This window comes from Niveispirillum sp. FG148 (genome assembly GCF_057809655.1).
Genome location: NZ_JBMDKJ010000030.1, coordinates 14,514 through 38,821, shown reverse-complemented (window position 1 = coordinate 38,821; position 24,308 = coordinate 14,514). Strand labels below are relative to the sequence as shown.

Annotated in this window: 19 protein-coding genes and 1 pseudogene; 8 read left to right on the top strand and 12 right to left on the bottom strand. The window is 64.5% G+C overall.

From position 1 onward, the window contains the following. Positions 1 to 5 precede the first annotated feature (5 nt). From ACODTW_RS23185 to ACODTW_RS23175, 3 genes are all read left to right on the top strand, one after another. Positions 6 to 1,730 (top strand): ABC transporter ATP-binding protein, encoded by a 1,725-nt coding sequence (locus tag ACODTW_RS23185; protein WP_488948497.1) that lies wholly within the window; start codon positions 6 to 8, stop codon positions 1,728 to 1,730. Between the two features lie 81 nt (positions 1,731 to 1,811). Beyond that, positions 1,812 to 3,188 (top strand): aminotransferase, encoded by a 1,377-nt coding sequence (locus tag ACODTW_RS23180; RefSeq protein WP_488948496.1) that lies wholly within the window; start codon positions 1,812 to 1,814, stop codon positions 3,186 to 3,188. Next, positions 3,188 to 4,594 carry an aldehyde dehydrogenase family protein gene (locus ACODTW_RS23175; RefSeq protein WP_488948495.1) on the top strand — a complete coding sequence of 469 codons (1,407 nt, stop codon included), beginning with the start codon at positions 3,188 to 3,190 and terminating at the stop codon, positions 4,592 to 4,594. The genes ACODTW_RS23180 and ACODTW_RS23175 overlap by 1 nt, the downstream gene beginning before the upstream one ends. Positions 4,595 to 4,636: 42 nt before the next feature. On the opposite strand, the gene ACODTW_RS23170 is transcribed toward ACODTW_RS23175, so the two are convergent. Both ACODTW_RS23170 and ACODTW_RS23165 read right to left on the bottom strand, forming a co-directional pair. Continuing rightward, entirely contained in the window at positions 4,637 to 6,505 is a 1,869-nt protein-coding gene (locus tag ACODTW_RS23170; RefSeq protein WP_488948494.1) for a TonB-dependent receptor plug domain-containing protein, read from the bottom strand. 8 nt (positions 6,506 to 6,513) lie between these two features. Further along, positions 6,514 to 7,155, bottom strand: a complete 642-nt coding sequence (locus ACODTW_RS23165) for a TVP38/TMEM64 family protein (protein WP_488948493.1) — start codon at positions 7,153 to 7,155, stop codon at positions 6,514 to 6,516. 247 nt (positions 7,156 to 7,402) lie between these two features. Between ACODTW_RS23165 and ACODTW_RS23160 the strand changes: the two genes are divergently transcribed. From ACODTW_RS23160 to ACODTW_RS23150, 3 genes are all read left to right on the top strand, one after another. Next, positions 7,403 to 9,451 carry a hypothetical protein gene (locus tag ACODTW_RS23160; RefSeq protein WP_488948492.1) on the top strand — a complete coding sequence of 683 codons (2,049 nt, stop codon included), beginning with the start codon at positions 7,403 to 7,405 and terminating at the stop codon, positions 9,449 to 9,451. Between the two features lie 16 nt (positions 9,452 to 9,467). Further along, a complete protein-coding gene (locus ACODTW_RS23155; protein ID WP_488948491.1) occupies positions 9,468 to 10,505 on the top strand; it encodes a ferritin-like domain-containing protein in 1,038 nt (345 codons plus the stop codon). Between the two features lie 82 nt (positions 10,506 to 10,587). Beyond that, a complete protein-coding gene (locus ACODTW_RS23150; RefSeq protein WP_488948490.1) occupies positions 10,588 to 11,655 on the top strand; it encodes a hypothetical protein in 1,068 nt (355 codons plus the stop codon). Between the two features lie 279 nt (positions 11,656 to 11,934). Here ACODTW_RS23150 and ACODTW_RS23145 read toward each other — a convergent pair whose 3' ends face one another. From ACODTW_RS23145 to ACODTW_RS23125, 5 genes are all read right to left on the bottom strand, one after another. Next, positions 11,935 to 12,795 (bottom strand): ParB/RepB/Spo0J family partition protein, encoded by an 861-nt coding sequence (locus ACODTW_RS23145; protein ID WP_488948489.1) that lies wholly within the window; start codon positions 12,793 to 12,795, stop codon positions 11,935 to 11,937. Further along, the gene (locus ACODTW_RS23140) at positions 12,776 to 13,744 is read right to left on the bottom strand and encodes an AAA family ATPase (protein WP_488948488.1); all 969 of its coding nucleotides are present in this window, start codon (positions 13,742 to 13,744) and stop codon (positions 12,776 to 12,778) included. The genes ACODTW_RS23145 and ACODTW_RS23140 overlap by 20 nt, the downstream gene beginning before the upstream one ends. Positions 13,745 to 13,929: 185 nt before the next feature. Beyond that, positions 13,930 to 15,261 carry a type II toxin-antitoxin system HipA family toxin gene (locus tag ACODTW_RS23135; protein WP_488948487.1) on the bottom strand — a complete coding sequence of 444 codons (1,332 nt, stop codon included), beginning with the start codon at positions 15,259 to 15,261 and terminating at the stop codon, positions 13,930 to 13,932. Next, the gene (locus tag ACODTW_RS23130; protein ID WP_488948486.1) at positions 15,261 to 15,512 is read right to left on the bottom strand and encodes a helix-turn-helix domain-containing protein; all 252 of its coding nucleotides are present in this window, start codon (positions 15,510 to 15,512) and stop codon (positions 15,261 to 15,263) included. The genes ACODTW_RS23135 and ACODTW_RS23130 overlap by 1 nt, the downstream gene beginning before the upstream one ends. Positions 15,513 to 15,790: 278 nt before the next feature. Continuing rightward, positions 15,791 to 16,795 carry a replication initiation protein gene (locus ACODTW_RS23125; protein WP_488948485.1) on the bottom strand — a complete coding sequence of 335 codons (1,005 nt, stop codon included), beginning with the start codon at positions 16,793 to 16,795 and terminating at the stop codon, positions 15,791 to 15,793. 726 nt (positions 16,796 to 17,521) lie between these two features. Between ACODTW_RS23125 and ACODTW_RS23120 the strand changes: the two genes are divergently transcribed. Together ACODTW_RS23120 and ACODTW_RS23115 are read left to right on the top strand one after the other, a co-directional pair. After that, positions 17,522 to 17,782, top strand: coding sequence for an AbrB/MazE/SpoVT family DNA-binding domain-containing protein (locus tag ACODTW_RS23120; protein WP_488948484.1), 261 nt, complete (start codon positions 17,522 to 17,524; stop codon positions 17,780 to 17,782). Then, positions 17,779 to 18,123 (top strand): type II toxin-antitoxin system PemK/MazF family toxin, encoded by a 345-nt coding sequence (locus tag ACODTW_RS23115; RefSeq protein ID WP_488948483.1) that lies wholly within the window; start codon positions 17,779 to 17,781, stop codon positions 18,121 to 18,123. The genes ACODTW_RS23120 and ACODTW_RS23115 overlap by 4 nt, the downstream gene beginning before the upstream one ends. A 63-nt stretch (positions 18,124 to 18,186) precedes the next feature. Here ACODTW_RS23115 and ACODTW_RS23110 read toward each other — a convergent pair. From ACODTW_RS23110 to ACODTW_RS23090, 5 genes and pseudogenes are all read right to left on the bottom strand, one after another. Next, positions 18,187 to 18,513: pseudogene (locus ACODTW_RS23110) on the bottom strand (RHS repeat-associated core domain-containing protein); the annotation flags it as partial. Between the two features lie 46 nt (positions 18,514 to 18,559). Continuing rightward, positions 18,560 to 19,786: a histidine phosphatase family protein gene (locus ACODTW_RS23105; RefSeq protein WP_488948482.1), complete on the bottom strand. Its 1,227-nt coding sequence runs from the start codon at positions 19,784 to 19,786 to the stop codon at positions 18,560 to 18,562. Positions 19,787 to 19,821: 35 nt separating this feature from the next. Beyond that, complete coding sequence (locus ACODTW_RS23100; RefSeq protein ID WP_488948481.1) at positions 19,822 to 22,818, bottom strand: TonB-dependent receptor; 2,997 nt, start codon at positions 22,816 to 22,818, stop codon at positions 19,822 to 19,824. Then, entirely contained in the window at positions 22,799 to 23,785 is a 987-nt protein-coding gene (locus ACODTW_RS23095) for a FecR family protein (protein WP_488948480.1), read from the bottom strand. The genes ACODTW_RS23100 and ACODTW_RS23095 overlap by 20 nt, the downstream gene beginning before the upstream one ends. After that, complete coding sequence (locus ACODTW_RS23090; protein WP_488948479.1) at positions 23,785 to 24,297, bottom strand: RNA polymerase sigma factor; 513 nt, start codon at positions 24,295 to 24,297, stop codon at positions 23,785 to 23,787. Before ACODTW_RS23090 ends, ACODTW_RS23095 begins: the two co-directional genes overlap by 1 nt. Positions 24,298 to 24,308: the final 11 nt, after the last annotated feature.

The window sequence follows — 24,308 nt, the reverse complement described above, 5'->3', positions numbered from 1 at the left end:
CCGCCATGACCACATCGCTTCTGTCCATTGAGGATCTGCGCATCGGTTTCGCCGGTTCCGAGCGGCTGGCCGTCAAGGGCATCGACCTTGCCATCGCGCCCGGCGAACGGCTGGGCGTGGTGGGGGAAAGCGGGTCGGGCAAGACCCTGCTGGCCCGTGCCATCCTGGGCCTGCTGCCACCGGGGGCGCAGCGTCGGGCCGGGCGCATCCTGTTCGACGGACAGGACCTGACCGCCCTGCCCCCCGCCGATCTGCGCCAGGTGCGCGGCCGGCGCATCGGCATGGTGTTTCAGGAGCCGATGGTGTCGCTGAACCCGGCCCTGACCATCGGGCGGCAACTGGGCGAGGGGCTGATCCTGCATGAAGGCCTGTCCGAAGCAGAGGTGCGCCGCCGGTCGGTGGAGATGCTGGACGCCTTTCGCATGGCCGATGCCGTGGGCTGTCTGGACAAATACCCGCATGAATTTTCCGGAGGCATGCGGCAGCGGATCATGATCGCATCCGCCCTGCTGCTGCGTCCCGCCCTGCTGATCGCCGATGAACCGACCACGGCGCTGGACGTGATCGTGCAGAAGCAGGTGCTGGACCTGACGCTGGCCGCCTGCCGCGACCTGGGTACGGCCCTGTTGCTGATCACCCATGATCTGGGCGTGGTGGCCGATTGCTGTGAACGGGTGCTGGTGATGCGCCATGGCGATCCGGTGACCCAAGGGCCGGTTGACCCCGTCCTGTTGCGCCCCCGCGATCCCTATACGCGCCAGTTGCTGCACAGCCTGCCCCGCCGCCCAACGGCCGCAACCACACCGCCCGCCCCTTCCCCCCCGCTTCTGTCCATCCGCGACCTGCGCGTGGCCTATCCAGTCCGCCGGCGCAGCCTGTTCCGCCCGCCACCCGCCCGGCCCGTGCTGCACGGGGTCGACCTGTCCCTGGCGCGGGGCGAGACCCTGGCCCTGGTGGGGGAAAGCGGATCGGGCAAGACCACGCTGGGCCGCGCCCTGCTGGGTCTGGCGCCCGTGGCCGGGGGCACGGTCACCCTGGACGGGCGCGATATCACCACCCTGTCGGCACCCGAACGCCGCGCCCTGGCCAGACGGGTGCAGATGGTGTTCCAGGACCCGTTCTCCTCCCTTGACCCGCGCTGGCGCATCGCCCGCATCGTGGGAGAGGGGGTGACCGGCGTCACGGCGACTGAACGCGCCAAGCGCGTGGCCGCTGCCCTGTCCGATGTCGGGCTGGGTGATGGTTTCGCCGACCGTTTTCCCCATGAACTGTCGGGCGGCCAGCGTCAGCGCGTGGCCATCGCGCGGGCCATCATCATGAAACCCGACCTGATCGTGGCCGATGAACCGGTCTCCGCCCTGGATGTCACAGTACAGGCTCAGGTTCTATCGCTGCTGAAGGATTTGCAGCGCCGCCACGGCTTTTCCTACCTGTTCATCTCCCACCATCTGGGGGTGGTGGAACAGGTGGCTGACCGGGTCATGGTGCTTTATCGCGGGCATGTGGTGGAGGAAGGGGCGCGCGACGACCTGTTCGACCGCCCGACCCATCCCTATACCCGCCATCTGATGGCGGCCGTGCCGGAAATCCTGCCCGATGGCGACGGCTTCCGCGCCGGCCATCGCCCCCTGCCCGCCCCCGTCGCCCTGCCCGGCCTGACCCCGGTGGAACAGGGTGGCGTTCTGACCCTTCTGCAAGGCGGGCACCGCGTGCGCTGCGCCGCCCCCTGATCCCCCCGGCCGTGCCGCGCTGTCGGCGCGCCCACAAATGTACTTTATGACGATAAAGATCGTTATGATCCGAGGTGTCGAATGTTTCCCAATCCGCAAGCCCTGTCCCAGGCCGCCCTTGACCATTATGTCCATTCCAACACCGATCTGGAACGGCACCGACAAACCGGATCGATGCTGATGGTGGAGGGCGACGGCGTGCGCGTGAAGGATGCGCAGGGGCGATCCTATATCGAAGGGGTCGCGGCGCTGTGGTGCGCGGGCCTGGGCTTCAACGAGCCGCGCCTGGCCGATGCGGCGGCACGGCAGATGCGGCGCCTGTCCTATTATCATAATTTCGCATCCAAGACCGCCGACGTCCCCGTGGCATTGGCGGAACGGCTGGCGGAACTGGCACCGGGCGATCTGAACCGGGTAATGTTCGCCACCTCCGGGTCAGAGGCCAACGACACGGCCGTGAAGCTGGCCTGGTATTATCACAACGCCCTGAGCCAGCCCGCCAAGAAGAAGATCATCGCGCGGCGTCAGGCCTATCACGGCGTCACGGTGGCCAGCGGCAGCATGACCCAGCTGGCGGCCATCAATGGCGGTTTCGACCTGCCCATCGACCGTTTCATCCATGCCGACTGCCCGCATTACTGGCGCTTCGCCGAAGCGGGGGAGAGCGAGGCCGATTATGCCTCAAGGCTGGCCGACAGCCTGGAACGGCTGATCCTGGCCGAAGGGCCGGAAACCATCGCCGCCATGATTGCCGAGCCCATGCTGGGCGTCGGCGGCGTGCTGTTCCCGCCCGAAACCTATTTCCCCAAGATCCAGGCGATTTTGCGCAAATACGACATCCTGCTGATCGTGGACGAGGTGATCTGTGGTTTCGGCCGGCTGGGCACCATGTTCGGCTCTGAGTATTTTGGCATCACGCCGGACATCATGACCCTGGGCAAGCAGCTCACATCCGCCGCCTTCCCCCTGTCCGCCCTGCTGATGACGGACCGGGTTTTCAATGTCATCGCGGCGGAGAGCGGCCGGCGCGGCACCTTCGGCCATGGCTATACCTATGCCGGCCATCCGGTGGGCGCCGCGGTAGCGATGGAGGTGCTGGACATCTATCAGGAACGCGACCTCCTTTCCCATGTCCGCCGCATGGGCAAGGTCCTGCATGAACGGCTAGCGGGCCTGCACAATCATCCCCTGGTGGGGGAAATCCGCGGGGATGGCCTGATCGCCGCCGTGCAACTGGTCGATGACAAGGCCACCCGCCGCTTCTTTGATCCCAAGCGCGGCGTCGGCAAGGGGCTTGCGGCGCACCTTCAGGAAAACGGCGTCATCCTGCGCGTCCTGTCCAATGACAGCATCGCCATCGCACCCCCCCTGATTATCGAAGAGGACGACCTGACGCTGCTGCTGGACCGGCTGGAGGCATCCCTGAACTGGACTGCCCGCAATCTGGGGAGGATGTGATGCAGGCCTATCGGCAGTTCATTGGCGGCGTATGGCGACAGGGTGCGGGGCCGGGAGAGACGGCGGTCCTGTCACCCGCCACCGGTGCCGTTGTGGGCCATATCACGCACGCGGGCCCCGCCGACCTGTCCGACGCCACGGCGGCGGCCGCGCGCGGTTTTGCACAATGGCGGCAGGTCTGCGCCCTGGACCGCAGCCGCGTCCTTCGCCGTGCTGCCGACGGCCTGCGGGCGCGGATTGATGAGATCGCAGGCATGATCGAACGCGAGCAAGGCAAGCCCCTGGCCGAGGCGCGGACGGAGGTGGCGGCCAGCGCCGATCTGATCGACTGGTTTGCCGAAGAAGGACGCCGCGCCTATGGCCGCGTGGTGCCCGGTCGCCGGCCCGACCAGCATCTGCAGGTCCGTCAGGTGCCCATCGGCCCCGTTGCCGCCTTCACGCCCTGGAACTTTCCCCTGTCCCAGGCGGTGCGCAAGATTGCCCCGGCCCTGGCCGCCGGCTGCTCCATCATTGTAAAGCCGTCGGAGGAGGCGCCGGGGGCCTGCATGATCCTGGCCGAATTGCTGATCGAGGCGGGGTTGCCCGGCGATGCCCTGTCGCTGCTTCTGGGGGACCCGGCCACGATTTCCCGCAGCTTGATCGCCGATCCGGTGATACGCAAAGTGTCCTTCACCGGGTCGGTGCCGGTGGGCAGGCATATTGCGGCCTTGGCCGGGGCTGCCATGAAGCCCTGCACCATGGAACTGGGCGGGCATGCGGCCGTCATCGTGGCCGCAGACGCCGACCCGGTCGCGGCCGCGCGCCTGTTGCTGCCCATGAAGTTCCGCAATGCGGGCCAGGCCTGCATCGCCCCGACCCGCCTTCTGGTGCATGACAGCCTGTATGATGCCTTTGTGACCGCCCTTCTGGAAGGGGTAACGACGCTGGCGCTGCCAGCATTGGCCAGCCCGCGCCGCGTCGCCGCCGTGGCTGCACTCGTCGACGATGCCGTCCAGCGCGGGGCCCGCCTGCTGGCGGGGGGCAGGCCGGCCGGCGGGTCCCATTATCCCGCAACCATCCTGGGCGATGTGCCGGGCGACGCTGCCATCCTGCGGGAGGAACCATTCGGACCCGTCGCAACGCTGCATCGTTTTGATACCGATACGGAAGCGTTGGCGATGGCCAATGCACTTCCTTTCGGTTTGGCAACGTACCTGTTCACCGATCATGCCCCCCGTCAGGCCCTTTTCGTCGACGGGGTGGAAAGCGGGATGCTGTCCATCAATGGGGCGCCCACCGCCCTGCCCGAAACCCCCTTTGGCGGCGTGAAGGATAGCGGTTTCGGCCGCGAGGGCGGGATGGAGGGCCTGGCCCCCTACATGGTGACCAGGCTGGTCAGTGTCCATCACCAATGGCGCCTGTCATAGGCGCCCGTCCCGACGCCGCACCATGCGCGGGGCCGCCGGCGTTCAGAACCCGGCTCTCAGGGTCAGCAGCAGACGGCGGTCGGGCCCCGGGGTCCCTACCCGCTGCTGGTAATGCCGGTCCAGGGCGTTCTGGGCGGTCACATCCAGGTCGATGCCCGCCAGCGGTGTCCACCCGGCGGACAGGTCCAGCAGCGGATAGGCGCCCAGCCGCACATCGCCCGTGGGAATGGCGCTGTCCAGCACCGAACCCGTCTGCCGCACGCCCCCGCGCAGGCGCCAGGGCCCGTCGGTCCAGGCCACCTCCCCCCCCGCCTGCCAGCGGGGCCGGTCGCGCACCGGGGCCCCGTCGCTGAAATGGCTGTCCGTATGCGTGGCAAAGGCGGTGACGCTCCACCCGTCGGCGGGGTGCAGGGTCAGCGACAGTTCGCCCCCCTGGCTGCGCAGGCTCTGCCGGTTGACCAGGCGCGGCGGCGGCCCAGGTTCAAAATCGACAAGGTCGCGGATACGCAGATGGAACAGCCGGAACGACGTCTCCCCCGGCAGGAAGCCCAGCCGGTGGGTCACGGCCGCATCCAGGCTGCGCGACCGTTCGGGCCGCAGTGCCGGATTGCCGACCAGCGGATTGCCCAGCGCGTAAAAGCTGGGAAGCTTGTACCCTTCGCCATAGTCAACGCTGATTATATTGTCCTGGTCGCGCCAGGAAAGGCCGCCGGACAGGCTTGTCTGCGTATGCCCGTCGGCGCGGTCCAGGCGCAGCCCGGCCTGTCCCCCCGCCCCCCTTTCCGGGTGATATCCCGCCTCGGCAAAGGCCGACCGCGTGGTGCGGTCCAGGTCAAAACGGCTGGGCAGCTGAAAGAAGCCGAAATCCAGGCTGCCATCGCTGCGCCCCTCCTCCCGCTCCAGCCCCAGGCCGGTCAACAGGCGCAGGCCGTTATCGGCGGCATAATGCAGCGCCGCCGTTCCGTTGCGACGGTCAAAGCGGTTGTCGGCGCGCATGGCCGGAAGGCCGTCGGGATTGGCGGGACCGCCGGCCACGGCCGGGGTTGCCGCATCCTCGCGCAGACGCAGGGCGGCGGCATCGACCGCCAGACTGAACGCCCCCGGCAGGGTGAAGCGCAGACGCGTGCCGCCGGCGGTGGTCGACCCCTCGCGCTGTTCCAGCTGCCGCCCCACAGCCCATTCGGCCCCGCCGCTGTCATCGGGGAAGGCCTGGGCATCATAGGTCAGGCGGCGCAGGCTGGCACTGGCCGTGCCGCCGTCCCAGTCGCTGTCAAAGCGCGCGATCCCCTGCCGCGCCTTCAGCCGGTTACCCGACGGGACTTTGCCCGACCTCAGGTCGCCCGCGGACAGGCTGGCCCGCACGGGGCCCAAGGGGCCGCGCAGCCCCGCTTCGATCTGGCGGTGGTTGCCGTCACCCAGGGTCAGGGTCAGGTCGCCGGCAGGAACGGTGTCACCCTTTCTGGTCTCGATGGCCACAACCCCGCCCAGCGCGTCGGCCCCCTGCACCGCCGACAGGGCACCACGCACCACCTCCACCCGGTCCACACCTTGCAGAAGCAGGGTACCGGCATCGGCCGACCCGCCGCGGCTGTTGGTCGGGTCATTCAGCTTGATGCCATCCACCAGCACGCCCGTATGGTTGGGATCGGTCCCCCGCAGATGGATGGACCCGACCGCACCCGGCCCGCCCCCTTCCTCCACAAACAATCCCGGCACCCGCGACAGCAGGGACGGCAGCGAAGCATCGCCCGGCCGTGGCGTCAGCACCGTTGTGCCCGGATCATCGGCGGGGCCAAGCCGTGACCTGGTCACGATGATGGCGGGTGTGTCGGGCGGCGGCTCTGCCGCCATGACGGGTCCGGCGGCCAGCAGGGCCAGGGCGGCGGCAGCAGGGAAACGGGCAATTGGCATCGGCACTGTCATTCCGGTGATTTGCGGATCAGGCGGGAAACAAACCAGGCCAGCGACGGCGGCAGCAGGGCCACCACGAACGCCGCCGGAAACAGCAAGGCATCGCCAAACCAGGGCGCGGTCAACGCACCAGCACCCGCATAAAGCAGGGCGACACCAAGGCTGGAGGCAAGGCAGGCGGGCATCAGGCGGGACAGGGGCACGCCGGCCATGCCCGCCACAATCACGGAAGCTTCCGCCAGGACCGGCACGGCGCGAAGTCCGGCCACCATCCAGGCGCCATGGCGCCCGACCAGCCGGAACAGGCGCTGCTGCTCCCCCACCGGCAGAATGCGGGGCAACAGCAGGGGACCGACGGTACGGCCCAGCCCATATCCGACCCCCGCACCCAGCATCATGCCCGCCGTCACGGCCAGGGTGCCGCCAAGCCAACCCAGCAGCGCACCGGCCGCGACGGAGACGATGCTGGACGGTATGGGAAGCAGGATGTCCGCCACCAGGGCGCCAATGACCATTGCAACCGTCAGCAGCATTCCATTGTCGCCATCCAGCCGGCCGCCAACCGCCGCCGATAACGGCGCTTCCAGCAGGGCGAACGGCACCAGGATCAGGGCCAGCAGACCGGTCAGCAGGACCAGCCATCCGGCCATGACACGGCCCATTCCCGCCTGCCCGCCGCGTGCCTGGACCTCCCCCATCGTCCCCCGCCAGTTCATTGAAAAAATGCCCAACCGACCCCTGAGAGGTCATAATACCGATAAGTTATTTTACTTTCAATTCCTTATGCGTTTCCGGGAGAGAGGCATATACATCAGATAAATTTTAGCGTGCAGACACCCCTGACCTGTGACAGATTGTTAGCCGGATGATTTTCTATCAAAAGGCCGTGGAGGGTATATGAGTTACCTGAGCCTGCCGCGCTTGACCTTCAGCGGCCTTTTTGAGGCCGATGTGAACACGGTCAACAATGATGTCCGCAACTACAGCAACCCCACCTTCGAACCGCGGTTCCAGGCGCCCTGGGTCAAGCATGCGGACGGCAAAACAACCTATAATGGCTGGTGGAACCCGGATGGCGGCAATACGTTCCGCCTGCTGGACTGCGCCATCACGGGGGCCGTGGGGCCGGCGGGCGAAGCGACAGCGGGCGACGCCGCCCTGTCCCTGCGCATCGCGACCCAAACGGCGCGCACCGCCGCGAAGCTGGTCGATCTGGACCCGCAGTTTCAGTTCGCGTCGGGCATCTGGGGCCTGCGCATCGAATTGACGGATGGCACCCGGCCTCTGATGGCCGGCACCATGCCCCCCGCCTGCTTCCGCGACCTCTATTTCGGGCGCCTGGTGGATAAGGCGACGGGCAAGGCGGTGGGTGGAAGCCCCGGCGCGTCGGCCCGCTTCACGGGTGTCCTGACGGATATTGTCTGGCATGATGATGCCGATGCCTCGCCCGTGCTGAAGGCCTTGAAGCAGGAAGCCGCCGCCAATGGCGGGCGGCTGTCCATCAGCCTCATGACCTATGGCTATTCCAAAAGCCGGGACATGACCGACTTCACCTATGGCCGGCTGCTGGGCACCATCGCCCCCTGGAAAGAGGGAGAGCCGGAGACATTTGCGCCGGGTCGGCGCTTCTCCCCTTCCATCGTCGATGCGGCCCAGGGTCCGCCGTCGGCATCGGCCTATAATATCGGCTACATGAACGCGGCCTTCACCCCTGGCAATGACCGTGTGTCCGTGGATTATGCCATCGGCCTGCCGCTCTGGCTGCTGGCCTCGGCCCAGCCCGATGTGGTGGACAGCCAGCCCATCATGCCGCAGGACCTGGGCGATATCCGGCTTGTGGTGCTGAACCGGGCCGACAGGGTTTTGCCTGATGGCAGCATCGCCACCCTGATTGATGAAGGCAACAAGCCCGGCGACGGTGACTATGTCACCATCGCCACCCTGTCCGGTTACAGCGACGTCACCTGGTTCACCGGAACGGGCGGCATCATCGACAGCCCCGTGCCGGAGGCTGCCAAGGCGTTGGTGGATGATCACCCGCTGGCCCTGCTGATACAGGTGGACGGCATCTGGACCGTCGCCATTCGCGAAAGCAATGGCGGACAATGGGCCCGTGCCGACAATTTCATTCAGCGGCTGGATGCGCCGGTCACAGGCTGGGCCAGCAGCACAGCCACGCTCTTTGCCATGCGTTATGGCGCGCCCTTCGCCGGGGCCAGCATCAAACTGTCCCTGGCCGCCCCCGACGATACCAGCGGCGGGGCCGGATCGGACGAGGTGAACCCGCCCCAGGCGCCCATTCCCACCATCAATGTCCCGGCCACTGCGCTGCGCATGGACGCTGCCGTCCAGGCCGACGACAAGGGTGTGGCGACCCTCACCTACTACGCCGCCGATCCGGGCAATCCGCGCGGCTATATCGATGGCCAGATTTACGAGATCAATTATGTGCTGGCCGGCGGCGGGCAATCGCCGCTGCCCATGTTCGAACAGGTGGCGGTCCATGTGCGTGACGGGTTCGACCCGCCCACGACACCCAGCTGGGACACCGACATCGCGCCGGTGCTGGTTCAGTATGGCAACCTGTATCCGATCATGAGCCGGGGGCTGTTCAGCTTCTCCAATTACGACACGGTGGTACAGCACGCCCGCCTGCTGCATCTGGCCTTCACCCGCCCGCCGGAGGACCCGAACTACATGCCGGCCACGCGCGACATGTCGGCGGGCAAACTGCGCATGATCGTCGACTGGCTGGGAACCTTCCTGAAGGACGCGCCAGGCGGCTACGGCGCGCTGCCGCCGGCCAAGGCGGCAGCGACCCTGGAACCGCCGGCGCCGGCCCCCGTGCTGGGCGATGTCGCCACCCGCCGGGGCAGCCCCGGTCTTCGCAAGGCCATCCGCAGCATGGGGCACGGATCACCCGTGCCACCGGGCGTGAAGGCGTGAGAGGGAGGAGCAGGCCATGTTGAAGATCGATCCGAAATATGTCGCCCAGATCCGCGCCGCCAAGGCTCCTGCCGATCTGCACCTGATGGTTCAGAACGCCATCGAGCTGGAACATGCGACCATCCCCACCTATCTCTGCGCCTATTTCACGCTGAAGCTGGGGACCAACCAGCCGATTGCACAGATCATCCGGTCCGTGCTGATCGAAGAGATGCTGCATATGAGCATCGCCTCCAACCTGCTGATCGCATTGGGCGGGCGGCCCGCCATCGACAATCCTGCCTTCATGCCGAAATATCCGGGGCCTTTGCCCATGGGCATCGGTGACGGGCTGATCGTGCCGCTGGCCAAATGTTCGATTGAGCTGGTGCGCGACGTGTTCATGAAGATTGAGGAACCGGCCGAACCGCTGGTGCTGAAATCATCTGTGGCAGAGGCGCCCAGCTATTCCACCATCGGTGAATTCTATCTGGCGATCGCCGACAAGATCCGGGAACTGGGGCCCATCGCCTTTGCCTGCCCGTCGGGGCCGCAGATGGTGGACAATAGCTGGTTTCCCGCCGATGAGCTGTTCCTGATCCATGATGTGGACAGCGCCTGTGCAGCCATCGACGTGATCGTCCAGCAGGGAGAGGGGACGACCACCAGCCCGGTGGATATGGAAGGCGACATCGCCCACTATTACCGCTTCGAACAGATCGTCAAGGGCAAGCGGCTGGTGGTCGATCCCGACGCCCCGCACGGCTATTCCTTCTCCGGCGCGCCGCTGACGCTGGACCTGCGCAATGTCTGGAACATGCAGGAAAACCCCGATCCCGACGCGCTGCCGGCCGGGTCGCGGGCACAGCATGTGTCGTTGCAGTTCGCCGCCGCCTATACCAGCCTGCTGCGCGCCCTGCACGCGACGTTCAACGGCACGCCCGATGCCGTCAATAGGGCCATGGGCATCATGTATGAGATGCGGCTGCTGGCACAGCAGGTGCTGGAAACCCCGTTGCCCGGTTCACCGGATCAGTCCACCGGCCTGCCCTTCCGTTATCAGCCCTCGATCTGACGTCGACCGCCCACGCGGGACGGCCTTCACATCCCGGGGCCATGCCCTGTTGCAACCTGCTTAATGTCCGGAGGGAACGTTCATGGCTGCCTATACCATTCCGGCCCGTGTCGCCGGGGCCTTGCTTCTGCTGTCGTCCGCAGTCCCGGCCCTGGCCGACACCGACAGCGGGCCCGTCAGCCCCGTCTATTCCACGCGCGGGGTCCATAATCCCGCCGCCTATGCCAATTGCGATCCGGCCGATTGTCTGGTGGGCCGGTCGGAGGGGGAACCCAGCGACCCGCTCTACCCCGTCTACTGGACGGCCAGCTGGGACATGTATGTGGTGACGGAGGGGTTTGAAAAGCACTCACCGCCCTATAACGGCGCCCCGCCGGCCGGCACCAAATACACCACGTCCAAGGGCTGGACCTATTATGACAGCACCTGGAAGGGCGGGACCGGCACCGGCGCCATGATGGAATATTACGAGAAGAAATGCCTGCCGATCTTCCCGATCGACAACAGCTTCTCCTGCGCCTTTGTCTCCATGGGCGACCGGGCTTTCTTCGTCACCTATGACGACCGTCCGTCCTGGATGCCCAAGGTCTGCCTCTTCTCGCCGCTGAACCACCCGCCGCGGCGCAACTTCATCCAGCACCTGCCCTACGCCAAGGTGGACAGCAACAATATGCCCGGCAAGTTGCAGGGATATTCGGTGTGGCTCAGCCAGAAGACCGGGTCCGTGACACAGGTGGGCGTGGCGCCCGACCGCACGGCGCAGGGCGACATCATGTTCGGCTATGCCTTCTATTCTGCCTATACGCCGGACGCCACGGACAAGAACGCAGCGCCCTATCGCCACCCGCAGAGTTTCTATTTCTCCGGCTTCCCCGGCATTCCCAACCCGCCGCCCGGCGTTCCGGCCTATCCGTTCGCCCCGATCGTCAGCCAGCATTACACCAGCTTCTCCATGGAAAAGCCGGACCCGGCCAAAACCTGGAACCAGGTGGCCGACGCCATGGTGAACAACCCACCACCCTGTCAGCTGTTCAACCCGCCGCAGGATAACAAGAGCCTGAGCGCCACACCGGCCGACGGCACTTCCCGCAAGCAGGGCAAGCAGCAGGGCCAGCCCCTTCCCGGCACCTGGGGCAATATCCCCAATTGACCTTGCATCGGACCGGCAGGGATCCAGCCGGTCCGACTCCTGGCACTATCAGCCGGGGCAGCACATTGTGGAATTATACCAGCCTTCGCCGGAGTGACGGCGAGGATTCATCAAGACATTGATAATAAATAAAAACTTCTCTGACGGACTCCAAGCGATGCCCGGCCAGCCCCAATAGCACACGGACAACTTTTCATCCGCGGGCGACGCAACCAGCGAACCCGGCTGCGCCGTCTGGGGATCATTCAGAACGAGGCCGGATAAGGCCCCTCCCCTGCCCTAGGCGTGCAACAACTGGTCAATGGCTTTGCGAAGCTCCTGCAACCGGCGGCGTTCATCATCTGCCAAAGGGGCATTCGCCTTGACCAACACTTTCAGGCCCCCTTCAAGCTGGGTCATGGCCCGCTGCAAGGGGGTGACCTTTTTCGGTGACGGGGGCGTCGCTGCCCCTGCCCCCTGCCCTTCCGACTTTTGCGCCCGCGCTTCGCGGAGCAGCTTGACCGACGCGCCTTGGCGCAGCATCGCCAGCAACCGCTCCCGCTCAGCGCCTTCATCGGCCAAGGCCAGTTCAACCATGGCGTTGCGGGAAAGGTGCAACGTTGCACATTCGGCCAGGACCGCATCGGGCAATGTCAGAAGTTTCAGCACGCGGTTGATCTGCGTCCGGCTCCAGCCCAGGGCACCGGCGGCCGCCTCCTGCGTATAGGCGTGGCTCTCCATCAGGGCCTGGATCCCCCTCGCCTCCTCCAGCGGCGTCAGGTCGACGCGCTGCAGGTTCTCCACCAGGGCGATTTCCTCGGCATTGCCGCTGGTGACGATGGCATGGAGTGTCGGCCGATTCAGCAGACCGATCGCGCGCCAGCGCCGTTCTCCGGCAACAATCTCATAGGCGCCGCGTGCATCCACCATGGGGCGAACCAGGATCGGCTGCAACAGTCCCTGACGTTCTATGCTCTCCGCCAGCTGACGCAGCGCATCTTCATCGAAATGTCGGCGCGGTTGGTCGGCACGGGGTTGGACGCGCGACCACTCCACCTCGATCAGGCGGGGAAATTCACGGGAAATCAGCGAGCCATCGCCGCGCGCCGCAACATCATCCATGGCCCGGCCAAACGCCGACTTACCCTTCTGCAGCTTCACCAGCAATCTCCTTGGCCAGATGGAAATAGGCCTGCACCGGGTGATCGGCGGGCAGGGCCTCTACCGCGATGACATTGTTATAGGCCGCCTGGTTGATGCCCGTGCTCATCCGGATGGGCTCGAACACGCGCCCCAGATCGCTGTCACCGGTGAAGCGGGTGCGCAGATCGGACAGAACCTCGCGGTCAACGGTCTGACGCTCGGCAAACATGGTCGGCAACACACCAAGCACCGTCAATTCATGGTTGGTGAAGCGGCGGACACGGCCAATGGTCTTCAACAGTAACGGGATGCCCAGCAGATCCACCGGCCGTGTGGCCACAGGGATCAGCACATGGTCGGCCGCGTTCAGCGCATTGATGGTCATGGACCCCAGATTGGGCGGTGTATCGATCAGGATGAAATCATAATCGCCCAACAGCTCCGCCAACGCCGCCTTCAGCCGCGTTTCCCGGCCGACCAGACCAGCAGCACTGTCGAATTCCGCCAGCGCCAGGCCGGAGGGCAAAACATCGAAATTACGCAGCCGGATCAGCGTGTCGCGCACGGGCCGGTCGTCGACCAGCACGGCATGGAGCGTGGCGGATCGATCTTCCAGTTCAATGATGTCACAACCCACCATCGCCGTGGCGCTGGCCTGCGGATCGGCATCGACCAGCAGCACACGAAAGCCCAGCCGCGCAAAGCTGGCGGCCAGATTGACGGCCGTGGCGGATTTGCCCACGCCACCTTTCTGGTTGGAACACGCGATGATCCGGGCCCGCCCGGGTTGCCCGCCGCCGCCGATCAGGCGCAGCACGGCATCGGGTATCGGCTCCTTGCCGCTTTCCCAACGGCTGATCCGCGCCTTGTCATAGGATCGCCCCAGCGCGTCATTCAGGTGCCGGGCGCAGCCTTCCTGCGTCAGTCCCTTGCGCTTGCGGAACGCCTTCAATGCATCGCCCGCCATTCCCCAACCCTTTATCGGCATTAACATGCGCACAGTGGGACAGGGCAGGGGGCTTGTCAATAAAGTTGACGGTGCCATGTCAACCTGATTGGTCCCGAAGACGGGCAGGGGAGGGGGGTGTGCAACGTTGCACATCGCCGGCGGGTCATTCGGGCACGGCCCTTGTGGGCCATTGCCCCTGACCATCAGGGTGCTTTCGGTATGGCTGCTTCCAACAGCCTCAACCGTGCAGGAAGACTGCCCACGATACTGTCGTGGACCTGTTCCACGAAGTCCGGGGGCATGAGTGCGAGGGTCTTTCCGGGCGCCGCCGCGGCGTCCTCCAGGATCTCGCCAATGGCCTTTCTTATCAGCGTGGGGCCAAGGCCGGCCGATCTGGCCGACTGGACGAAATGCCGCCCCGCCACCTCTTCGATACGGTAGTGGTTGTTGTCCCCGACCGCCATGGCCAGCTTATACTTGTTCTTCGGAATTTGCTGTCTATCGTACGCGGGCTGTGCGGACAGCACGTCGTAAAACGGTGTCAAGCTGTAGCGGCCTTCCGGTTTCAGGAAGATGCTGAAATTCTTTGCATGTCCGTCGGTGGCTCCGATCAGCCAGAACAGGATCTGGCTTTTGAAAAAATCCACCTGGTCCTGCTGGGGCTGGTCAGACCCGCGCAGAAGGGTCAGAATGTCGGCCATGCTGGGGCCGCCATGGCTTTGGTATTTCCGTGCCGACGGAACGCCCAACGCCTGGCAGCAATCCTCCTGTGGAAGGCGCAGCAACTGCCGTCCATCGCGCCAGCGACGATCAAACCGTTCCACGACCAGCACCCGCCGCTGCCCGAATGTTCTGATCTCCGTCCGGGCGACCTTCAGGCCGAATGCCTCCAGTAACTTTAGGCAGTAATGTTCGTTATCGACGCTTGCCGCCATGTCGATACGGCCGAACGCGGTCGGTATCTCCCCCAGTTGCGGTTTAAGCAGATGGGTGGTCGGCGTTGTCCCGGTCGGGCGCATCCATTGCTCCGCCTGCCACAGAAGGGCGGTCTTCTCCTGCGCGCCGGCGATCGAGATGCGGAATTCCTGTTCTCTGTTCAAACCCAGGGGGGAAGATTCAAGGCCGGCAAGAATGGCTTCGATCGCCGCATCGCTGACGGGCTCTCCGGTCAGGGAGAGTTCCTTGTCCAGGGGAAGGTCGTCCGGCAGGAACTGCATCGCGCCCACACATTCGCGTCCGATGGCCTCTAGCAGACTGAAATAATCCGTCCCTTTCGCGCCCATCCGCTCTGCCACGCGCCTGCGCACGGATGGATTGTCCGGCAGAAGGTTGTCGAAGACAGCAACCACCGCATCACCGCTATAGGCGCTTTCGCGAAGGGGCAGGGACAGGGAGATGGGAAAGGCCGGCTGCCAGTCGAGCCAATCCTGATCGTAGAGGAAACTGATCGCACCGTTCGCCTCCTTATGCAGGCGACCGACAAGGCGATTATTGATCAGGATATTGAGCCGCGTATGGGCCTTCCGCCGTCCCATCAGAAGATATCCTCGATATCCTGGCCCGATGTCTTGGCGCGGGTATCGACAACCAGCTCCAGATCAAGCGCCGCAAACAGCGCATAGATTGAAGAGAGCTTTGTGCCATCATGGCCCGTCTCAATCTTTGAAATCATCTCCTGTCGCAGCCCCGACAGGTTCGCCAGGTCAGTCTGCGTCAGACCCAGCTGTTTACGGGTCCGCTGGATGATGGTTCCCAACTGCCGGGATGAACGCACGATATGGGGCATGCCGTTTCCTTCTCATCCCAGCATGCTATAAATCGCATAAAGTCACAATATGCTGGATATCGAATAAAATGAAGATATGGGGTAATGCGCATAAAACGACCATAGGCGCTAAACCGCCAAGGCTGTCTCCGGGGGCATCCGCCCTTCATCGGACTGACGTTGAAAAAGTCCGGTGAACCGATCCCGGCACCTGATTTGCGTCAGGCCACTCGAAGGCGCGGCAGGGCAGGGGGCTTTACCGGACTTTTTCAACGGCCCGATTTTCTCGACAGTAAGAGTCAGACCTGCAGCTTTTCCTCTGCCACCACCGTGTCGGCAATGGCGGGTACCCATTTTTTCAGATTGCTGGGCGCCGTCGCGGCGGCCGGCAGGGTGACGCCCAACTCAGCGGCCCGCGCGGCCCAGGCCTTGCGCGTGGCGAAATCAGCCGCCTCCAGCCAGCGTAAGGCGGCGATGACACCTCGCTGTTTGTATCGGCGCGCTTCCGCAGCAGCGGCCATTTTCTCCGCTGATTCTCCTTGGCGCTGGACCTTGGGCTTGGCTGCCGTTTTCACGGCGCGTTCAAGTTCCCCGACATCCTTGGTGCGCACGCGGAAAACCAAGCCGACAACCCGGCCGCCATTGCCGCCACGGCCTTGCCTGACTTCATCCATCTCGACGCTGAATTCGGCGAGTTCGTTGATTTCCTGGATCGCGGGGTCGAGGGCCTTCTTCCGTAAATCCTTGAAATCCTTAAGTTTATCTCGGCAGCCCAGAACGTCGCGCACCTCGTCGATCTTGGCACTCCAGTAAGGCTCGGTGGCCTTGCGATCGGCATAGCGTTTCAGGATTTCGTAGAGCGTCAGCGCATATTTGCTGGTGAACTGATAGATCACCGACAAGGACAGGGCCGAGTAGAGGGCAGGTTCCACTAGGCGCTGGGCAACCTCTTCTGGAAACTCAAAGGTCAGTTCACCCGTCACCTCATTGATGGTAACCCGTCCCAGCAGGTGGTCCGAAACCCAGGTGCGCCCGTCGGAGTTCAACACATCGTACTGAACCAGGACCTTCTGCAACCGCGTCAAACTCTCCTTCAGCCAGAAATTCGTATCCCCATGCGAGGCGGCGTCGCGGGCTTCTGCTGCGAACCGCCGGATGTCGGACAGATAGGTGTTATGGCGGGCCGACTTACCCATGTTGGGGGCAGCAATAGCCAGCAGATGATTGAACAGCTTGCGATCGGACAGCCGCAGATCTTCGTTGCCGGTCGCCCGTACTTCGACCAAAGCGGTGGCCTTGATCAAGGTCCCGCTCAATTTCTTGCGGCGTGCTGGCTGTGTTGCCACAATGGATAGTGATGGTTCCGACACGAAACCTGCTCCTGCTCCCAGTCCACGCAGTTAGTCATAACCCGGACCAGAAGCCAAGAATTGAGTCCGTTGAAAATGTCCGAAGAAGACCTTCTTTGCCTTTGAATCCTTAATTCCTTAAATTCCTAGGCCTGAATATGTGATGATTTCCAATCACTTACACGTCATACCCGGACAAATTCAACGCTTCTGCGGACGTTCACAACGTTCCAATGGGAGGTTCTCAACGCCCCTCGGCAACGAACCCGGACATTCTCAACGGTGTCATTAGATATCAGGCCTTTATGGCGTTTCACCGGACCTTTTCAACGCTACGGCTGAAGCCATGTTTACCGGACATCCCCAACGGGGGCCCCGGATGGCAGACGAATCAGGCGGTTGTGATTCGCTCTTCCCGGACTTTTTCAACGGCCCCCGGACATTTCAATGCCTGTCCCCACGGCCGTTGCAGATATTCATCGGACATTCCCAACGGGGACCGAAAGGTTTCACCGGACCTTTTCTACGGCGTTGGAGGGTGAAGCGCTACGTCGGCGGTGCAGGGGATGTGATCGCATTGGCTGTTTCAATCCACGCCCCCGTGGAGGGGGCGATGGATATCCGTACTGGATTCCCGGTATCCCCCGGATGTATCATCATCGATGATCCAGGAGGGAGGGGATGAGTATGCGCGGTACTGTTGCCAAGTGGGGAAACTGCCTCACTATACGGCTCCCCAGCCCGCTCGCGAAAGAGCTGGATTTTCGCGCCGGCTCACCGATCGATATGGAAATCGTGGATAACGAGCTGGTGATTAAGCGCGCGAAGCCCCGGTACACGCTCGAAGAACTGGTGGCTGGGATGACGGCGGAAAATATGCCGGACGAAACCTTTGACGTCAGACCCGTTGGCGCCGAGGTGGCTGAATGGGACCCCAAGTGAAGACCACCGTTGATCGGGGTGACCTGATCTGGATCGACTTCGACCCCCAAGCGGGAAGCGAGCAGGCTGGTCGGCGTCCGGCGCTGGTGATCTCCCCGCGGGCGTATAATGCCAGGAGCCGCGTCATCATTGTCTGCCCGATAACCAGCAAGGTGAAGGGCTTTCCCTTCGAGGTCGTGTTGCCGGCCGGGGTCGCCGTCAAGGGAGCGGTGCTGGCGGACCACATCAAGAGCATGGATCATACTGTGCGCAATCTGTCGCTGATCGGCAGGGCCCCGCAGGGCGTTGTCGACGAAGTGCTGGCGCGGATAGCGCCGTTGGTGGGTTGTAAGGCAGGCTAACATCGTTGTCGAATGCTCGACAAAGTGGCCTCCAGCGGACACTTCGCAGCTCAACCCCGTCGGGTCCGCCCCCATGAGCGGCGAGTTCCGCACATAGGCATAGCGGTTCAACCCATCCTTGATGCCTATGGGATCGAGTTGCATCCACCTCCCATCTTGCGGATCGTACGCCCGGTTGGGCGTGTGGTACAGGCCCGTTTCCGCATCAAACCGCATCCCGGCATAGCGGAAAGCCGGCCCCACCTGCGCGCTGTTGCCGTAGGCGTCAAAGGTGTAGGCCCCGCCCCGCCTGCCGTCCGGGCGCAGCCAGCCGATGACGCTGCCCTGCCGGTTGGGCAAGCGATTTTCGCGCAAACATGGCCGGTGCTGACGGACGTCGGCCACGGCCATGAGGTTGCATGCCTGCGGGCAGGGCGGATTTGATGGGGCTGTACGATCAGGACTTTGCCAGGGCCTGACCGATCAGTGTGGTGAACCGGTCCATGCGGCAGAAATCACCCGTATCGGCACAGCCGGGAATGGGCAGGATTTCCTTAAAGGGTGGCTGGCCCATGGACAGGGGGGCCAGATGGCGGATTTGATCCGGTGTCTGCGCCACATAGGCCAGACGCACCCATAGGGCACCGGCAGGATCACGCCAGCGCTCAAAACGCAGGCCCCCGCCGATGGGCGGGTCATCCTTGCCATAGCCATCCACCTGGAAATGGACATCCAGCAGGCTGGACAAGGCGGCGATATTATTGTCATGCCCAACCAGCAGGGTCAGTGCCGGTGCCTTGTTCGCCGACAGGGCGTCCAGTATGCGTGGCGCCATCTTGAACGCAGTGTGGCGGGCCATGTAATGCGGTCTGGCATAAACCTCGAACAGCAGGGCATGCAGGCGGGAAATCCGCGCCAGTTCGCTGCCGTCCAGCCGACCCCAGGCGACATCCTTCATCGGCATGCCTTCCAGATATTGCAGCAGGAAGACCTGCGCCGTGCCCGAGGTGATGTAGATCGGCCCCAACAGGTCAATCCCCTTGCCGTCCGCCGACAGCGACAGCGTCGCCTTGGCATTGGCAATGTCACAGGCTGGGCTGCGGCGGTCGCAGCCCAGCGCCTTTTCCATCAGCGCGATTTCCGCCTTGTAGGGGGCGGTGATGTTTTGCGGGTCGCCTTTCTCTGCCCTGACAGCGGCAATGGCGTCTTCCGGTTTGAAGCCGGTCATGTCATTGGGCGGGCTGAACAGCGGGTCACGGGTGCCGGGTTCCAGATGGGAAACCGTGACGGCGCAGCCGGGGGCCAGGCCTTCTGCCAATGCGTGGCCGGTGCTGATCGTGCGGGCCGCACTGTTGGTCCAGATATCAATCATCCCCGCTGCCGGGCAGCCGCTGGCGGGCAGGATCTGGCCTGCGGCGGCCCAGTCCCGCAGATAGGTTCCCAGCAGGCGGGTCGCGGCAACACCGTGCGCCGTCAGCAGGCTGGGCTGCTCCGTCCAGACGGGCAGGGGAAGCTCGTTCAGCCCGGTGATGGCGGCCTCCGTCTCCAGCGGCGTGCGCAGCCCGTGGCGCAGCAACAGCACCGACCGTTCCAGTTTCCATCCCGGACCCGGCACGGGGTCGGTGGCGGCCATGGCGGGGGTGACAAGAAGGACGGCCAGCACAGCCGCGATAACGCGTTTCAAGACGTGATATCCTTGTTGTTGGACAAAGGCGGGGGTTAAAATTCCAGGCGCAGCACCATCTGGGCGCTGCGTCCGCTGGCAATGGTTTCCGGTACGGTATCCGTGTGCCGCCCGATGGTGGCGCGATAGCCGAGGTCGTTCAGCAGATTGCGGATGGAGAGTTCCAGGGTGACACCGGGCGACACCTGCCAATCGCCCTGAAGGTCCAGCCGCTGCGATGGACGGACCCAAGTATCCAGCGCGCTGTCATTCATGCGGATGCCGCTGCCAGAAAGGCCGTGCAGCCCGTATCTCTGGATATAGGCATCTGACCAGCGGTAACTGACGGACAGTGACCAATCATCCGCCACATAGCGCAGGCGGCTGTTGACCTGCCAATCGGGCGCATGTTGCAGGCGCTCCACCGGGGCCAGTTCAGGAATGTTCAGCCGAACCCGGCCGCGCTGGCTGTTCACACTGGTTTCCAGCGTGAAGGCGGAAAACGGTTCGGGCAGGAAGTCCAAATCCTGCGCCACCGCCAATTCCGCGCCCCATAGCCGGGCGCCGCCACCGTTGAAGGGCTTGCGAAGTCGAACGTCGGCGTCACTGCCCTCTGCGATGCCGTTGTAGCTGGCGCCGGCATCGTAGAGATAGTGGCGCAAATGCTTGTGATAGAGTGACAGCTCGGCATGGCCGCCGGGCCAGCGCCATTCCCCGCCCAGATCGACATTCAGTGCAGGCACCGCCTTCAGGCCCGGATTGCCCTGAATGATGGTCAAGGTGCCATTGGCATCGCGGCTGGCGGTGGCGCTGCCGGACAGCTGGTAAAGCGCCGGGCGCACCTGCGCGGTCCACAGGGCCAGCCGGTAACGCTGTGCCTCGTCGGGTGTATAATTCATCAGCAGGCGCGGCAGCCAGGCGGTATAGCGGCTTTCACCCCGGTTCCAGCCATAGGGAACGCCGCCATCCGGTACACCCTGATTGCCGGAGAGCCAGTAGCGCGTGCTGATCTCCGCCCGTTCCACCCGAAGGCCGGGCAGGATCTGCAAGGGTCCGTGCCGCAGATCGGCCTGCAGATAGGCGGCGGTGACCTTCTCCTGCCCATCCATGCTGTTGCCGTTATAGTCGTCGGGCGTCCAGACAAAATCGCTGGCGTTGGCGCGGAAACGGGCCAGCAACCGGTCCCGATTGATAAGCGGCACCTGAAAATCGTACAGCCCCTTCGCCACCGTCACCCACGACCCATCAGACAGGCCGAGGGCCGCCAGATCGCCCAGCCGGGTCCCCGCCGGCAGGGCAGCGGCACCGCCGCTATTCTGTGGCCGCTGATTGCGGCGGGTGACCCGATTGTCGCTGTACACCAGCTTGACACCGGCCTGCAGCGTCGCATTGCCCGTGCCGGCCTCCAGGTCCAGTCCGCCGCCATCCTTGGTTTGCCGACTGGTCAGATGTGTATATTCCCCCAGGTTGGAGGCAGGGACTGTCCCGGCGCTGGCCAGTAAAGCCATCATCTTCGGCCCCAGCAGCGGCAGCGGGTAACCGCCCTGATCGACCAGCAACAGCCCTTCATTCACTGTGGTGGCGCGATTGTTCCAGAACGACACCTCGATATGGCGCGGCTTGTCGTTGCGGCCCCAGCCATGGAACAGATAGGGGCGCAGGGTGACGGCACCGGCCCTGATCTCGCCCCCGCCATGCAGGGTCAGCAGTTCCGCCGCGTCGGGGTTGGTCTGGAACCAGTAATGCAACTGGTTCTTCACGCTCTGCGTCCGGTAAAGCCCGTTGCCGATGGGGATACGGGTGATAAAGCTGGCGTCCCGTCCCCCCTGGAAGCCCACTTGATAGACATCCTGTTCGGTATCCGCGCGGTTCCAGGTGGCGCGCAGAAACGCGCTGTAGGGTGCATCGGGTCGCCAGTCCAGGGCCGCCGAAGCACCGCCGCGCCTGGTGCGCCCGCGCACGAACTGCGCGTTCAGGGAGGTTGCCAGCAGGTTTCGGCCCGCATCCATGCCGACCGGATTATTGCCGGCCGCATCGGTGATGGCATAGTCGAACTGACCGGCTTGATAGGTCTGCTGTCGGCTGGCGAAGGGGCGGCTGTCGGCATGCGCCCGCAGCATCAGCCCGATGGCATTGTCCTGCCCGAACAGCCGCGACCATTCCACCTCCCCACCGCCGCCGACCCCCGACAGGCGATAGTCCCCTGTCCGTGTTGTCCAGCCGCCGCGCAGGCTGATGCGGGTGCGTTCCGTTCCCCGGTCGAAGGCGCTGGCGCTGCGAAAATCAATGATGCCGCCAATCGCATCGCCATCCTTGTCCGCCGTCAGGGCGGTTTCCAGATGCACGGCGTCGGGGCCGAACGGGGGCAGCAGGCTCACCTGCACATCCCGGCTATAGGGTAGACTCTGCGCGATATTGACACCGTCCATCAGCAACTGGCTGTAGGCGCCACCCAGACCGCGGATGGCAACCGACTGGCCCTCCGCCCGCGCGGCGCGGTCGATCCCGCCCAGATCCCCCTGCAGCGATGTCATCATCACATTGACACCGGGCAGCCGGCCCAGCAGTTCGGCCATGTTGCGGTCGGCAGCCTTGTTGAAATCCGCAGCCAGCAGGACATGGACGGGCAGAGGAGATTGTAGCTCGGCGGCGAACCGATCCTGTTGGCGTTGCCCCGTCACCAGGATTTCCTCAACCGCTTCGGCTGGGCGAGTTGCAGGTTTGATCGGGCGGTCAGCCTGGGCTGGCAGGATGACAATGGTGCCATCCGGCTGTTCCCGATAGGTCAGTCCGGTGTCGGACAAAAGCAGGTTCAATGCCGCCAGGAAGCCGATGCCTTCCGGCACCGGCGGTGCCGGACGCGGCGGGAGGGCAGCGCCCTGGAACAGCAGACTGCGGCCCGACTGCTGGGCAAGGGATAACAGCGCATCCGACAGGTTGCGGCGTTGAGATACCGGGCTGCCATGGGCAGTACCCGCCGCCAGGATCACGATCCCCAGAACGGCCGCCGCCATCTGGCGGCACAGGCGGGGGTCAGCGCCGGCGCGGCTCAAGCTGATACTCCCCCGGCGCCGTCTGGTGCCAGGATAGTGGATGCAGCAGGGTCAGGGCGTTCAGAAAGCCGCTGATATCGGCAGTATGGAACACGCCGCTGACCTTCAACCCGGACAGGGTGGGATCGGCCAACCGCATCCGCACCCCGGTGCGGGCTTCCACCTCCGCCAGCGCCTCGGCCAGGGGCGTATCCTCGAACACGGCCTGCCGGTTCCGCCAGGCCAGGACCCGGTCCAGGTTGGCCGCAGATTGCCGAAGTGCGGTGCCCGTTGCCGGGCTTTCCACCTGCTGGCCGGGTTTCATCACGGTCAGCACACGGCCATTTCGCCCGTCGCGCACATCCGCCGCCCCTTCCAACAGCACGACGCGCACCTTGCCCGCCCGGTGGCGGACGGTGAAACGGGTGCCCAGATCGTGGACCACCAGATCGCGGGCGGCGACTTTGAAGGGGCGCAGTTTCTCATGCGCCACGTCGAATTCCGCTTCTCCCTGGTGCAGGGTGACCTGACGGGACAGCGGGTCAATGCGCACATGCAGCCGGGTTCCGGCATCCAGCCGCACGGACGTGCCATCCGCCAGTTCGATACGATGCCCCTCGCCGGGGCCGCTGGCATAGTCGGCCTCTGTCACCGACCCCTGCCAGCCGACAATGGCCAGCAGACAGGCAGCCGTCACGCCGAACCCGGCCAAGAGCGGCCCCCGCCAGGAACGGCCAACGCGGATGTTGCGGGCAATGCGGAAATTGCGGGCGCGAAGCATGTCCGGGCGCATCCGGCCCTGGTCATTGATCGCACCGGACGCGATCCAGGCGCGGGAGACGATGTCCATCGCCGCCACATGGTCCGGGCTGGACCGTAGCCATTCCTTCAGGGCGGTCTGTTGATCGGGCCCCAGCTTGCCCGAGGCTGACAGCCGCATCCATTCCGCCGCTTGTTCCAAAATCTGTTGTTCCGGGCCGCTCGCCATCACTGCTCCGTTTCCGCCAGATAACGGCCCAGATGTACCAGCGTGCGGTCAACCAGCCTTGTTACCGTCCGTGTATCCAAGCCCAGCCGTTCCGCCACCTCGCGATGGCGCAGGCCATCGACACGCACCAGCAGGAACACATTGCGGGCGATGGGATCAACCTGCTTCAACGCCTCTTCCAGCCTCTCCAGATTTTCACGGCCGATCAGTGCCTGTTCGGGGCTGAACGCCTGATCGTCGATCAGTTCCCCTGCTTCCCCCAATTCCTGATGCTGGTCGCGCTGGCGGGTGCGGTCGCGGCGGAACCGGTCGACCACCAGGCTGGAGGCGACACGCAGCAGAAAGCCACGCCAGTTGCCGACGCTTTCGGTTGGGGCCGCACTCAGAACACGGACGAAAACATCCTGCACATAATCGTCAACATCACTTCCGCCACCGATCTGGCGGGTGAAATAGGCCCGGAGCATTGATTGATGCTCGGCATCCGCCATGGTTCGGGGTTTGTCCGCCATTCCTGCGCGTC